The 13,695-nt window shown below is 71.8% G+C and carries 10 protein-coding genes; 2 read left to right on the top strand and 8 right to left on the bottom strand.

The genetic code is table 11. The features are described 5' to 3' along the window. Positions 1–95 precede the first annotated feature (95 nt). From ASC77_RS17245 to ASC77_RS17215, 7 genes are all read right to left on the bottom strand, one after another. A complete protein-coding gene (locus ASC77_RS17245; RefSeq protein WP_056155724.1) occupies positions 96–2,744 on the bottom strand; it encodes an ABC transporter permease in 2,649 nt (882 codons plus the stop codon). Further along, positions 2,741–3,475 (bottom strand): ABC transporter ATP-binding protein, encoded by a 735-nt coding sequence (locus ASC77_RS17240; protein WP_056155722.1) that lies wholly within the window; start codon positions 3,473–3,475, stop codon positions 2,741–2,743. Before ASC77_RS17240 ends, ASC77_RS17245 begins: the two co-directional genes overlap by 4 nt. Beyond that, a complete protein-coding gene (locus ASC77_RS17235; RefSeq protein ID WP_056155720.1) occupies positions 3,472–4,050 on the bottom strand; it encodes a PadR family transcriptional regulator in 579 nt (192 codons plus the stop codon). Before ASC77_RS17235 ends, ASC77_RS17240 begins: the two co-directional genes overlap by 4 nt. Positions 4,051–4,163: 113 nt before the next feature. Then, positions 4,164–7,151 (bottom strand): S8 family serine peptidase, encoded by a 2,988-nt coding sequence (locus ASC77_RS17230; protein ID WP_156391147.1) that lies wholly within the window; start codon positions 7,149–7,151, stop codon positions 4,164–4,166. Positions 7,152–7,191: 40 nt separating this feature from the next. Further along, entirely contained in the window at positions 7,192–7,845 is a 654-nt protein-coding gene (locus ASC77_RS17225; protein WP_056155714.1) for a histidine phosphatase family protein, read from the bottom strand. A 6-nt stretch (positions 7,846–7,851) separates the two neighbouring features. Further along, positions 7,852–10,062: a 3-hydroxyacyl-CoA dehydrogenase NAD-binding domain-containing protein gene (locus ASC77_RS17220; RefSeq protein WP_056155711.1), complete on the bottom strand. Its 2,211-nt coding sequence runs from the start codon at positions 10,060–10,062 to the stop codon at positions 7,852–7,854. 29 nt (positions 10,063–10,091) lie between these two features. After that, complete coding sequence (locus ASC77_RS17215; RefSeq protein ID WP_056155708.1) at positions 10,092–11,303, bottom strand: acetyl-CoA C-acetyltransferase; 1,212 nt, start codon at positions 11,301–11,303, stop codon at positions 10,092–10,094. Between the two features lie 143 nt (positions 11,304–11,446). Between ASC77_RS17215 and ASC77_RS17210 the strand changes: the two genes are divergently transcribed. Together ASC77_RS17210 and ASC77_RS17205 are read left to right on the top strand one after the other, a co-directional pair. After that, entirely contained in the window at positions 11,447–12,184 is a 738-nt protein-coding gene (locus ASC77_RS17210) for a MerR family transcriptional regulator (protein ID WP_056155704.1), read from the top strand. Between the two features lie 42 nt (positions 12,185–12,226). Next, entirely contained in the window at positions 12,227–13,114 is an 888-nt protein-coding gene (locus tag ASC77_RS17205) for an NAD(P)H-binding protein (protein WP_056155700.1), read from the top strand. Here ASC77_RS17205 and ASC77_RS17200 read toward each other — a convergent pair. Then, the gene (locus tag ASC77_RS17200; RefSeq protein ID WP_056155697.1) at positions 13,097–13,693 is read right to left on the bottom strand and encodes a CPBP family intramembrane glutamic endopeptidase; all 597 of its coding nucleotides are present in this window, start codon (positions 13,691–13,693) and stop codon (positions 13,097–13,099) included. The genes ASC77_RS17205 and ASC77_RS17200 overlap by 18 nt on opposite strands. Positions 13,694–13,695: the final 2 nt, after the last annotated feature.

Genomic DNA, 13,695 nt, shown 5'->3' with positions numbered 1-13,695 from the left:
AACAGTCAAGCCTGCCTTTTTTGGGTAGTCCCTGACGGAATGGTCCTCCCGACACCCGATCGAGGACCGGATCGTCAGGGACTACCCCACCGGGCTCAGTCGAGACGCGACACCAGGGGCAGTCGCGACCGGGCGGTGAGGCCGACGATCAGGGCGGTCAGGAGGGGCAGCGCGACGACGAGGCCGAGGATCATCAGCCACGGCACGTCCAGGTAGTGGCCCGCCGTCGCCTCCGAGTAGCCGTTGGTCAGCGGGTAGGTGACCGCGATGCCCGGGATGAAGCCCACCGCCGCCCCGAGCACCGCGCCGACGAAGCCGATGACCAGGGCGTACGACGCCGCGACCCAGCGCCGTCGTCGCGGCGAGGCGCCGACGGCCGCGAGGGTGGCGAGGTCGGGCCGCGCGTCCGACAGCGCGAGGAAGGTTGCGGTCAACGTGCCGCCGAGCATCAGCACGCCCCCCAGCGCGGCGAGCACCAGCTGGATGATCACGGTCTCGTTGTCCGCCTGGTAGCCGCGTTCGACGTAGAACGAGGAGCTCGTGTCCGTCGCGGTCAGCGCCTCGCTCACCGCGGACTCCTGGGCCCGCGTGATCGGTCCCGACACCAGCAGCCCGGACACGCCGACGGGCGCCCCGAGCCGTTTGGCCGCCTGGGTCGAGAGGATCGCCTGCGGCCCGGCGTTGCCGAGAGCCACCGGCACCATCAGCGCCGGCACCGACAGCCGCTCGACCGACTCGTCCTCGGAGTCGGCCTCCCAGCGGTGCAGCTCGAGCCGGAGCTCGTCCGCCTGCACCCCCTGGTCGGTGAAGGCCACGACCCCGCCGGACTGCAGCATCCGCAGCGCCTCCTGCCGCACCCCCTCCGGGACGTCGATCGGCAGGTTCGTCATCGCCGACTCCCCCACCAGGGTCGAGGCGCCCCACGAGCTCCCGTAGCTGTCCAGCAGCCGATCCGGCTCCTCGACCCCCGCGGCCTTGATGTCGAGCCAGTACGACGGGCCGTCCGGCGTGCTGCTCTCGATGATCCCCCGCACCGGCGTGAGCTGCGCATCGGGCAGCTTGCCCGCCACGGCCGCGCGCAGCTGCGTCCAGTCGACCGGGGCCTCGTCGGCGTACGCGCTGACCGAGCCCATGCCGTCCGGCAGCTCCGCGCGATAGGTCTCCCGGTTCTGCGCCTCGTCGCTGGTGACGGCGATGCCCAGGGCGACCACGCCGGCCACGGTGGCCGCGACCGCCGCGACGGCGGGCACGGTGCGCGTTCGGTGGCGGGCCGCGTCCCGCGCGGCGTACCGCGGCGACAGCGGCAGCCGACCGGCCAGCCGCGCGACGCCGACCACGACGATCGGCACCAGGAAGATCATCCCGATCACCGCGACCACGGCCGAGCCCGCGATCGCGAACTCGCCGCTCGAGCTCGAGGTCGCGCCGTACGCCGACCCGGCGATGCCGATGCCGAGCAGGACGACGCCGAGGATCGGCGAGCGCAGGGACGGGCGCTTGTCGGCCCGGCGACCGGCCAGCACCGCGACCACGTCCTGGCGCGACGCGATCCAGGCCGGCACGACGGCGGCGAGCACTGCGCTGAGGAGACCGAAGAGGGCGATCCCGAGCAGGTGCAGCCACGGCACGTCGAACGGGCCGAACCAGGTGTTCGACCAGTGCTGGAGCACGGGGAGCAGCAGGCGCGCGGCGCCGATGCCGAGCACGACCCCGGCGAGCGCGGCCACCGTCCCGAGCACCATGCCGCCGCCGATGACGACGCGGCGGCTCTGGGCAGGCGTGCCGCCGGTCGCGGCCATCAGGGCGAGCGTGCGCGACTGGCGCCGCGCGGTGACGGCGAACGCCGGGCCGGCCAGCAGCACCACCTCCAGCAGCGCCATCACGACGACCAGCACGATCACGGCCACCATCTGGTCGTCGCTGCTGCCGCCCCAGCCCTGCATCTCGTCGGGCAGCTCGGACGTCGGCGGCGGGTCGGTGACGACGGCGCGGGAGAGCACGGTCGCGCCGAGGGCGTTGGCGGTCCGCACCTGGTCCCACGAGACCGGGCCGCCGCCGGCCAGCCACGACGGCTGTCCGGCGTCGCCCTCCCGGTCGGCGATGCCGAGGGAGCCGATCGGGCCCGCCACGACGGGGTAGGTCCGCGACTCGGCCGACTCGGCCACCCCGACGATCGTCGGCGCCGGAGCGCCGTCGTCCGTCAGGCCGAGGACGTCGCCGCGGGCGTAGCCCTGGTCGAGCAGGGCCTGGTTGACGACGACCTCGCCGGGCCCGGTCGGCCACCGCCCCGCGGTCAGGTCGAAGAGGCCACGGCTGAGGGGGTCGCGCAGGTCGACCTCGGTGCCGTCGACGATGGCGACGCCGTCGTCGGTGCGGACGTTCACGGCACCGAGGTGCGTCTCGACGAGCCGCGCGCCGCCGAGGGCGGCCGAGACCTGCTCGGCCGTCGGCGGTCGGCCAGTGCCCTGGTCGCCGACCGTCCCGGACCCGTCGTACGGGTCGAAGAACTGGACCACCGGCGACCCCTGGGCCTCGACGGTGACGAGAGCGTCGGCCGACCCCAGCCGTCGGTCCAGCGACTCGACCCCGGTGACGTCCTGGGTCTGGATGACCACGTCGGCGGCCGTCACGGCGAGCACCGGCAGGGCGATCATCACCAGGACCAGGATCGAGCGCCCGCGGTTGCGCAGCGCGTCTCGCCTGGCGAGGCGCAGGGCCAGTCGCCAGGAGGTGCCACGGCTCATCGCGGCGTGCCCGAGTCGATCAGCACCTCGGCCGAGTCGGCGCCGGTCTCGTCGACCACGACGCCGTCCCTCAGGAACACGACCCGATCGGCCCAGGCCGCGTGCCGCGCCTCGTGGGTGACCAGGACGCCCGCGGCACCGGCATCGCACCGGGCGCGCAGCAGCCGCAGGATGCTCTCGCCGGTGTCGCTGTCGAGCGCTCCGGTCGGCTCGTCGGCCAGGATCAGCCGCCGGTCGCCGACCACCGCCCGGGCGATCGCGACCCGCTGCTGCTGGCCGCCGGACATGTGGTCGGGGAAGCGGGTGGCCAGGTCGCCGATGCCGACCTCGTCGAGCGCCGCGCGCGCGGCCGCCCTCGCCGTCCGGGTGCGAACGCCGTCGAGCTCGAGCGGCAGCGCGACGTTCTCGATCGCATTGAGGGCGGGGATCAGGTTGAAGTCCTGGAAGACGTAGCCGATCGACGTACGCCGCATCCGCGCCCGGCCCGCGGCGCCGAGCCCCTCGAGGTCGGTGCCCTCGACGCTGACCGTGCCCGAGGTCGGGCTGTCCAGGCCGCCGGCCAGGGTCAGCAGGGTCGACTTGCCGGAGCCGGACGGGCCCATCACGGCGACGAGCTCGCCCGGGTGGACGCCGAAGGACACCGACCGCAGGGCGTGGACCTCCGTCGCACCCTCGCCGTGCACTCGAGTGACTGCGTCCATCCGCAGCACGGCGCTGGTCGGTGCGTTCATCGGCGGGCCTCCTCGTCCGCCTCTTCGGTCAGGATCTCGTCGAGCAGCGTCTCCGGCCGCTCGATCTGGGCTCGCCGGAGCCGTGCCTCGCAGTGGTCGAGCCAGCGGATCTCGGCCTCGGCCGCGAAGACCAGCGAGTCGAGGACCAGGCTCCAGGAGAGCTCGCCGCCCTCCGCTTGGCGCTTCAGCCGGGTGTAGTCCTGCAGCGCGCTCATCGTGGCCGAGCGCTGCTGCTGGATCACGGCGCCGACGTCGACCCCGGGCACCGTCACCGCGAGGGCCAGCTTGATGGCGAGCTCGTCGCGCGGCGGCTGGGTGCGCTCGACCGGGGTCGTGAACCACGCCGCGACCGCGTCCCGTCCGTCGTCGGTGATCCGGTAGACGACGTGACCCTCGTCGTCCGCACCGGCGCCGACGACCAGCCCGTCCCGCTCGAGCCGCGTCAGGGTCGTGTAGACCTGCCCGACGTTGAGCGGCCACGTCGAGCCCGTCCGCTGCTCGAACTGGGCCCGGAGCTGGTAGCCGTAGCGCGGCCCCTCCTCGAGCAACGCCAGCAGTGCCTGCTTGACCGACATCCGCGCCTCCACACCGTCCGCACCCGCCCCCGTCGGCGAGTAGATACCGGGTATGTATACCACGTATGTACTCGCCCGACGGGCGGATCCGATCGATGCGGGCCGGTCGCTGGCTACGGCGTCGTGACGGACACCGTCGTGTAGTCGGTCGAGTTCGGGTAGGTCAGGAACCCGAGGTACTTCGACGCCGCCGCGAGCCCGGACCAGGACACGTTGACCGAGGTCGACGTGTTCTTCCGGACGGGGACCGGGTTCGGGGCGACGGTGAGGCCACCGGCGGTGGCACTCGGATCGACGTCCCAGAAGTCGAAGTCGTAGGCCATCGGGCTCCCCGACGTCCCGGCCGAGAACCCGGAGACCACCGCGATGTAGGTCCCCGGCTCGGGATTGCGCAGGGTGACGGCCTCGTCGCCCGAGGCCGTCCCGGACACACCTGCCGACGCCACGGCCGAGTCCAGGTCGCAGGCCGTGGCCTGCAGCACCTCGAGGTCGAGGTCCGCGGTGTTGTCCTGCACGTCCACCTGGAACTTCGCCAGCGACGTGTTGGGCGTGACCGTGACGCACTGCAGGTCGTTCTGGCCGGGCTCGACCGAGTCCGCGACGGTGTTCGACTTCGCGAGCCCGCGCGCGGTCACGCTCAGGTCGCCGGTGAAGCCGGCCTTCAGCGCGACCCGCGTCGAGCCGGTGGTGCCCGTGCCGGACACCGCGACCGGAGCCGCGACGGAGACCGGCTTGAGGGCGACCGGCAGCCGCACGGACGTGGGACCGGTGAGCGTGACCGCCCCCTGCGCGTAGCGCCCGAGCTTCGCGTCGGTCCGCGTGAAGACGAACCGCACGTCGACCAGGTCACCGCGCCGGTCGGCGCGCACCTTGCCAGGACCCGTCTTCAGCTTGAAGCCGGGTACGTCCGACTTGATCGTCCACACGCCTGGCCGCGTCGCGCGGAACGTGCGGTGGAACGTGGTCGTGGAGGTCACCGCGCCGTCGGCCATCGACGGCACGTTGATGTTCTTCGGCTGCACGGCGGGTACGCCGGTGTTGATGCCCTGCTGGGTCAGGAACCCCCGCCACTGGTTGGCGTCGGAGGTGACGAAGAGGCCCGGGTCGAAGAACCGCTTCGGCGTCACCTGGCCCGCGCCCTGCGCCAGCGCGTCGCGCGACGGCTTGCCGGACGCAGTCTTCGTCGGCACTGCGGTCGTCATCATGGCCGACTTGATCTCCATAGGGGTCCACGTCGGGTGCACCCCCTGGATGAAGGCGGCGAGGCCGGTGATGTGCGGTGCGGCCATCGAGGTGCCCGAGTAGAGGTCGTACTTCCGGTGCGAGTTCGACGGCGGCGCCACTGCGGCGAGCACGCTCACGCCGGGGGCGGAGATGTCGGGCTTCAGCAGGTCGCCCTCGGAGACCAGCGTCGGGCCGCGCGAGGAGAAGCCGGCCACCTGGGGCAGCGGGGTCTTCTTCTTGGTCTGGTTGCCCAGCAGGAACGCCGCGGTCGCCTTGCCCTTCGCCTGGGCGAGGTACCTGTTCAGCAGCACGCCCTGCGGACGGTCGGCGATGTGGATCGTCGGCACGGCGTGGAAGTCGGCGTCGAGGCTGTTCTCCGACGGGTTGACCAGGATCATCGCCTTGCCACCGGCACGCTTCACCTCCGCGCTCTTCGCGACCCGGTCGACGACACCGCGCTGGCACACGACGATCTTGCCGCGCACCTTCGACTTGTCGAGCGAGTCGGGGGCGCAGATGTCGGAGTCGCCGGGGGCCGATCCGGCCGCCGCGGCCTTCGCCGAGTCGACGATCCGGGTCTTCTTCACAGGCGTCGAGGAGATCGAGGCGCCGACGAGCTTCTTGCCGTTGCCGAGCAGGATCGTGTTCTCGAAGTTCACGTGCGTGGACGCCGCGACCGTGGTCAGCCACGGTGCGGGGTGGTCGAGCGTGGACGCACCCGGGCCGCTGTTGCCGGCCGAGGCGGAGACGAAGATGCCCGCCTCCGCTGCGCCCTCGAACGCGAGCTCGACCGAGTCCAGGGTCGGACTGGCGCCGCCGCCGACGGAGAAGTTGAGGAGGTCGACGCCGTCCAGCACGGCCTGGTCGATGGCCGCCACGGAGTCGATGTTGTTGCAGCCGCTGTCGTCGGGGTTCTTCGCCTCCCAGCAGACCTTGTAGACGGCGAGTCGCGCCGCTGGCGCCATTCCACTGACCGCGCCGAACTTGCGGCCCTCGGTCGAGACGTTGGCAACGGGGTCGCCGGCCGCGGTGCTGGCGGTGTGGGTGCCGTGCCCACCACCGTCACGCGCCGAGACCTGGTCGGTCGACGCGAGGTCCGCCTTCGGGACGGTCTGGAAGAAGCTGTCGCCGTAGTAGCGCGCGCTGATGATCTTGGTGTTGCAGTCGCCCTTGTTCCACTTCTCGGCGATCACGCACTCACCGCGGAACACGCCGCCGTCGGCCTTCTCCATCCGGGTCCTGGCGCCCCGGCGTGAGATGTCCCAGGGAGTCTTCGCCTTGGACGTCAGCCGGGCGCCCGCGAACGACTTCGACTCCGGCCAGATGCCCGAGTCGAGGTCGCCGACGACGATCCCGGCACCGGCCTTCGCCTGCCCGCCGTGGCGGGTCCAAGCACCGTTCTTGCCGGTGAGGCCGAGGAACTTCGGGCTGTGCCAGGTGTCCGGCTTCAGCGTCTGCGACTTCTCGACGAGCAGGACCCGCTGATCGGCCGACAGCTGCGCAGCCTGCTCTCCGCTGAGGTCTGCGACGAACCCGTTGGACGCCGCCGTGAAGTCGGCGACCGGCTTCGCGCCGTACTGTCGCGCGACGGTGGTGTGGCTCTGGCGCAGCTGCGCGCGGTACGACGTCACGCGGGCCGACCGGGCGTCGAACGAGCCCGTGTTCGCGGCAGCGGCAGAGGGTGCACGCAGCATCACGATGTAGCGACCGGCGCCGAGCGTGGGCGCCGGGGTGTCGTCACCCCCGTCCGCCGCCGAGGCGGCGGACGCAGGGACGCCGGCGAGCAGCGCGGCCAGCACCGCCCCGGTCGAGGCGACGCCGATGAAGCGGCGACGCGAGCGTGAACGACTGACCGGTGCCCACCCAGAGAACTTCACCGACCCACCCAAGGTCACGATGTTGGTCTAGTCAAGGGGCTCAGCGGTAGGTGATCGAACCTTCACCCAGATGGGCGTGCTCGTTGAAGGTGAGGAGGCGGGCTCCCGTGGAGCCGACGACGACCCGGGTGACCGAGGAATTCACGAGGACCGTGTTGAAGCGGCCCCACAACCGGGCGAAGGTCGTCGCGTCGGCGTCCGGGTCGACGAGGCCCGCGCACAGGGCGGCGATGACGCCGCCCGAGGTGACGGCCGCGACCGTGCGGCCGGATCCGGCGAGGGAGCGCGCCGCGTCGAACGACCGGGTGACCCGGCCGCGGAACGCCGGCCAGGGCTCGGCGTACTCGGCGTCGTGCGCCCCGGCGGTCCATCGCGCCGTCGCGAGCTCGAAGACCCGCTGGAACTCACGACGGTCCAGCTCGCCCGGCGGGAGGTCGGGGTAGGACGCGACCACCGACAGGTGGTCGAACTCGTCCCAGCCGGCGTCGACCTCGGCGTCCGCCAGCCCCAGGGCTTCGGTGGTCTCGCGGTGCCGGCGCATGCCGCCACGCACGACCGCGTCGGGGGCCACGCCCCGATCGCGCCACCACGCGCCCAGCAGGCGGCCCTGCTCCCAGCCGGTCGCGGACAGCACGTCGTAGTCGTCGGTGCCGAACGACGCCTGACCGTGCCGGACCAGGAGCAGGACCCCCACAGCGGGCTAGGCGGGGAACGAGCCGCCGGAGGCGGCCAGCTCGCGCAGGTACGACGTCGGGCGGAAGCGCTCGCCGTACGCGTCGGCCAGCTCGTCGGCCCGGGCGACGAAGGCACCGAGGCCGACCTGACCGGCCGCGTTCTCGTAGCCCTGCATGTACTGCGCAGCGCCACCGGTCATCGGGGGGAAGCCGATGCCCATGATCGAGCCGATGTTGGCCGCGGCGGCCGACTCGATCACGCCCTCCTCGAAGCACTTCGCGGTCTCGACGGCCTCGGCGAAGAGCAGCCGCTCCTTGAGGTCGACGAACGGCAGCGGGTCGGCGGCGACCGGGAACTCGGCGGCCAGGCCCGGCCAGACGCCCGTGCGCTTGCCGTCCGCGTAGTCGTAGAAGCCGGCGCCCTTGAGCCGCGACGGACGGCCGAGCTCGATCATCTTCGCGACGACGGCCTCCCCCGGGTGCGGCGTGTAGGTGCCGCCGTCGCGCTCGACGGCGTCCTTGCTCGCCTTGCCGATCTTGGCCATCAGCTCCATGTTGAGCTCGTCGCTGAGCTGGAGCGGCCCGACCGGGTAGCCGTCCTGGGTGGCGGCCCGCTCGATGCTGACCGGGTGCACGCCCTCGGCGAGCATCGCCAGGCCCTCGTTGACCATCGTGCCGATGACCCGCGAGGTGTAGAAGCCACGGCTGTCGTTGACGACGATCGGCGTCTTGCGGATCTGCTGCACCACGTCGTACGCCTTGGCCAGGGCGACGTCGGACGTCTCCTTGCCCTTGATGATCTCGACGAGCGGCATCTTGTCGACCGGCGAGAAGAAGTGCAGCCCGATGAAGTCGGCGGGGCGCTCCACGCCGGTCGCGAGCTCGGTGATCGGCAGCGTCGAGGTGTTGCTGCAGAGCAGCGCGTCCTTGTTGACGTACGGCGCGATCTCGGCGAAGACCTGCTGCTTGAGCGCGGGGTCCTCGAAGACGGCCTCGATCACCAGGTCGCAGCCGGCGAGGTCGGCCGGGTCCGCGGTCGGGGTGATGCGGTCGAGCAGCTCCTGGGACTTCTCCTCGGTGAGCTTGCCCCGGGAGACCGCCTTGGCGTTGAGGCCCTCGGAGTAGGCCTTGCCCTTGGCGGCACCCTCGGCGCTGACGTCCTTGAGCACGACCTCCATGCCCGCGCGGGCACAGGAGTAGGCGATGCCGGCGCCCATCATGCCGGCGCCGAGGACGCCGACCTTGACGGCCTTGTAGGGCTCGATCCCCTGCGGGCGGAGCTTGCCGGCGTTGATCGCCTGCAGGTCGAAGAAGAACGCCTGGATCATGTTCTTCGAGGACTGGTTGACGATCAGGTTGGTCAGGTAGCGCGACTCGATCCGCGACGCGGTGTCGAAGTCGACCGACGCGCCCTCGACGGCGGCCGACAGGATGGCGCGCGGCGCCTTGTAGACGGCGCCCTTGGTCTGCTTGCGCAGCAGGGCCGGGAAGGCGGGCAGGAACGACGCGATCGCCGGGGACTTCGGGTTGCCGCCGGGCATCTTGTAGCCGGGCTTGTCCCAGGGGTTCTGCGACTCCTCGAGGTTGGCCTTGATCCACGCCTTGGCGGCCGGGACCAGCTCCTCACGGGTCGCGACGAGCTCGTCGACGAGGCCCTTCTCCTTCGCGGCACTGGGCTTGAACTGGGTGCCCGGCAGCAGCACGTCCATCAGGCCCTGCTGCAGGCCGAGCAGGCGTACGACGCGCGTCACGCCACCGCCGCCGGGCAGCAGGCCCAGCGTCGACTCGGGCAGGCCGATGAGGACCTTGTCGTCGTCGACGGCGATCCGGTGGTTGGTGGCCAGGCAGATCTCGAAGCCACCGCCGAGGGCGGCGCCGTTGATCGCGGAGACGACCGGCTTCGGGAACAGCTCGAGCCGGCGCAGCCCGGCCTTCACGGCCTCGCCCATGGAGAACACCGACGCGGCGTCGTCCTTGGTCGCCTGGACCATGTTCTTGAGGTTGCCGCCGGCGAAGAAGGTCTTCTTCGCGCTGGCGATCACGACGCCGGTGACGCTGTCGGCCTCGTCGTACAGCCGCTGCACGGCGGCCGCCATCGACTCGAGGTAGAGGTCGTTCATCGTGTTGGCGCTGGCCGTCGGGTCGTCGAGGGTCAGGGTGACGATGCCGTCGGCGTCCTTGTCGTAGTGGACGGCACTGGTCTTGTCGGTGCTGGGCTCGGTGGTGCTGGTGCTCATGGAGGTCCTGTTCTGAGGATCGGAGAGGGTCAGACGAGCTCGACGATGGTCGCGATGCCCATGCCGCCGCCGACGCAGAGCGTGGCGAGGCCGCGGCGCTGGTCGCGCCGCTGGAGCTCGTCGACCAGGGTGCCGAGGATCATCGCGCCGGTCGCACCGAGCGGGTGGCCCATCGCGATGGCGCCACCGTTGACGTTGGTGATCTCGTGGCTGATGTCCAGGTCGCGCATGAAGCGCATGGCGACGGCGGCGAACGCCTCGTTGATCTCGAAGAGGTCGATGTCGCCGACCTCGAGACCCGCCTTGGCGAGCGCCTTGCGGGCGGCCGGCGCGGGGCCGGTCAGCATGATCGTCGGGTCGGCGCCGGAGACCGCGGTGGCGATGATGCGGGCCCGCGGGGTCAGCCCGAGCCGGGTCCCGACCTCCTCGGAGCCGATCGCCATCAGGGCCGCGCCGTCCACGATGCCCGACGAGTTGCCGGCGTGGTGGACGTGGTTGATGCGCTCGACCCAGTGGTACTTCTCGAGCGCGACGTCGTCGAAGCCCGCGTCCGCGCCGATGCCGGCGAAGCTCGGCTTCAGGCCGGCCAGCCCCTCGGGGCTGGTGTCGGGGCGGATCGTCTCGTCGTGGTCGAGGACGGTCAGGCCGTTGAGGTCGCGGACCGGGACGACCGCGTTGCTGAAGTAGCCGTTGGCCCACGCCTTGGCGGCGCGGTGGTGCGACTCGGCGGCGTACGCGTCGACGTCGTCGCGGCTCCAGCCCTCGATGGTCGCGATCAGGTCGGCGCCGATGCCCTGGGGCACGAAGCCGGTGGCCAGCGCGGTGGCCGGGTCGGCCGCCCAGGCGCCGCCGTCGGAGCCCATCGGCACCCGGCTCATCGACTCGACGCCACCGGCGAGGATCAGGTCCTCGAAGCCGCCGCGGACGCGCGACGCGGCCTGGTTGACGGCCTCGAGGCCGGAGGCGCAGAAGCGGTTGAGCTGCACGCCGGCGACGGTCTCGGGGTAGCCGGCCTTGAGGGCTGCAGTCTTGGCGATGTCGCCGCCCTGCTCGCTCACCGGCGAGACGACGCCGAGCACGACGTCGTCGACGGCGGCCGGGTCGAGGGTGGGGTTGCGGACCTTGATCTCGTCGAGGAGGCCGACGATCAGGTCGACCGGCTTCACCTCGTGCAGCGAGCCTGCGGCCTTGCCCTTGCCGCGCGGCGTCCGGATGTGGTCGTACACGAATGCTTCAGCCATGACGTCCTACTCAGTGATGGGGACTGTGCCAATACGAGCCTGTTCGCTCGATTGTGACACTATTACTGTCAACGTCAAGGCGGCGGGTCATGTGGCAGAGGTCACGGGCATCCGCGACCATGGGGCACACGACGAGGAGAGTCATGGACGACAACGCCGATCCCAGGGCCGAGTCACTGCGCGAGCTGCTGACGCTCGAGGAGCTGACCAGCCGGGTCGGCATGAGCGTCCGCAACATCCGCTTCTACACGACCAAGGGCCTGGTGCCGCCGCCGATCCGGCGCGGCCGCTCCGGCTACTACAGCCCCGACCACGTCGCCCGCCTCGAGTTGGTCCAGGAGCTCCAGGCCCACGGCTTCACGCTGTCGGCCATCGAGAAGTACGTCGCGCGCATCCCCGCCGACGCGACGCCGGAGGACATCGCGCTGCACCGCACGATGCTCGCGCCGTGGCAGGCCGACCTCCCGGTCGAGATGTCCCGCGCGGAGCTCGACACCCGCGCCGGACGCACGTTGACCGACGACGACCTGACCACGCTCTCGGCGCTCGGCATCGTCTTCCCCACGCGCCGCGGCCGCTACGAGGTCGCGGTCTCCCAGCTGTCGGTCGGCGTCGGCCTGCTCGACCTGGGCTTCCCGGTCGAGGCGGCACTCGCCGCCGCCGAGGTGTACGCCGAGCACGGCCGCCAGCTCGCCAAGCAGCTCAACGAGCTCTTCCGCACCATGGTCTGGCCGGTCTACCGCGAGGCCGGCGCCTCCGCCGACACGCTGCGTGGCGTCGTGGAGCGCCTCAAGCCGCTGTCGATCGCGAGCCTGGTCTCGGCCTACGAGGCCGCCATGGACGAGACCCGCCGCGAGGACATCGCCCGCAGGGCGCGCTGACGTGACCACATCATCCGGCGCGCGGCTGGGTACGCGTCCGACGTGACCACCACCGTCCTCGTGACCGGCGCGACCGGGTTCATCGGCAGCAAGCTGGTGCCCGCCCTCCTCGACGCCGGGCACGAGGTGCGCGCGATGACCCGCCACCCCGAGACGTACGACGGGCCGGGCGAGGCGGTCGAGGGCGACGTCACCGACCCCGGCGGGCTCTCCGACGCGCTGTCGGGCGTCGACGTCGCCGTCTACCTGGTGCACTCGCTCGACGACGACGACTTCGAGCGCAAGGACGCGGCCGCCGCCCGCGCCTTCGGGCTCGCGGCGTCCGCCTGCGGCGTGAGCCAGATCGTCTACCTCGGCGGGCTCGGGAGGGACGGGGACGACCTGTCCCCGCACCTGCGCTCGCGGCGCGAGGTCGAGCGGCTGCTCGGCGAGAGCGGCGTGCCCGTCACCGTGCTGCGCGCCGCGATCGTCGTCGGCGCCGGCGGCATCTCGTGGGAGATGACGCGCCAGCTCGTGAAGAACCTGCCGGCGATGGTGGTGCCGAAGTGGGCCAGCACGCTCACCCAGCCGATCGCGCTCCACGACGTGGTGCGCTACCTCGCCGGCGTCGTCGGGGTCGAGGAGGCCTACGACCGGGTCTTCGAGATCGGCGGCCCCGACCAGCTGACCTACGTCGAGATGCTCCAGCAGGCCGCGGAGGTCATCAACGGCCGCCGCGTGCCGGTCCTGACGGTTCCGGTGCTGACGCCGAAGCTGTCGTCGTACTGGATCTCCTTCGTCACCGACGTCGACACCACGACCGGGCGCAACCTGATCGACTCGATGGGCACCGAGGTCGTCGTGACCGACGACAGGATCCGCGACGTGGTGCCCGGCATGCCGATGACGTACGCCGAGGCCGTGCGCCGCGCGCTAGAAGAGAGCCGGTAGGGCGAGCAGCATCACCAGCGACCAGGTGACGTGGGTGATCGCAGGTGCGAGCACGCCACCCGACCACTGCCGCAGCGTGCCGACGACGAGGCCGAGCAGGGCGGCGGCGAAGACCAGCGCGACGTTGAGGGTCGCCACGGTCACGAGGGCGTAGACAGTGGTGCTGAGGACGACCGGGCGCTGCGGCATCGCGTCGTAGATCGCGCCGCGGAAGAACAGCTCCTCGCCCGCGCCGGTCACGAGCGTGACGGCGACGATCAGCAGGCCGGAGCCGCGGTCGGCGTACGCCGTCACCGCGGAGACCTGGTCGTCGAGCACCGGCAGGTGGCGCACGACCAGGGCGCCGAGCACGAACACCCCGGCGAGGGCGGCGCCCGCCAGCAGGGGGCGGAGGACCGCCCGCTCCCCCAGCGGCACCGGGCCGCTGGCGAAGGCGCCGACCACCCAGGTCGCGGCGAGCGCGAGGGCGGCCGGGTAGAACCAGTCGCTGCCGGGCTCGATGCGGAACGAGATCCCCAGCAGCGCGGTGCCGACGACGAGGAACAGCAGCGTCGCTGCTGTCCCCCGTCGTACGGCCACGA

The organism is Nocardioides sp. Root1257, from assembly GCF_001425175.1.
Classification (GTDB): domain Bacteria; phylum Actinomycetota; class Actinomycetes; order Propionibacteriales; family Nocardioidaceae; genus Nocardioides.
This window is presented reverse-complemented; position numbering and strand designations above follow the sequence as displayed.

Coding starts and splice junctions, on each gene's coding strand:
- ASC77_RS17245 (WP_056155724.1), bottom strand. CDS start 2,744: ATGAGCCGTGGCACCTCCTGGCGACTGGCCCTGCGCCTCGCCAGGCGA.
- ASC77_RS17240 (WP_056155722.1), bottom strand. CDS start 3,475: ATGAACGCACCGACCAGCGCCGTGCTGCGGATGGACGCAGTCACTCGA.
- ASC77_RS17235 (WP_056155720.1), bottom strand. CDS start 4,050: ATGTCGGTCAAGCAGGCACTGCTGGCGTTGCTCGAGGAGGGGCCGCGC.
- ASC77_RS17220 (WP_056155711.1), bottom strand. CDS start 10,062: ATGAGCACCAGCACCACCGAGCCCAGCACCGACAAGACCAGTGCCGTC.
- ASC77_RS17215 (WP_056155708.1), bottom strand. CDS start 11,303: ATGGCTGAAGCATTCGTGTACGACCACATCCGGACGCCGCGCGGCAAG.
- ASC77_RS17210 (WP_056155704.1), top strand. CDS start 11,447: ATGGACGACAACGCCGATCCCAGGGCCGAGTCACTGCGCGAGCTGCTG.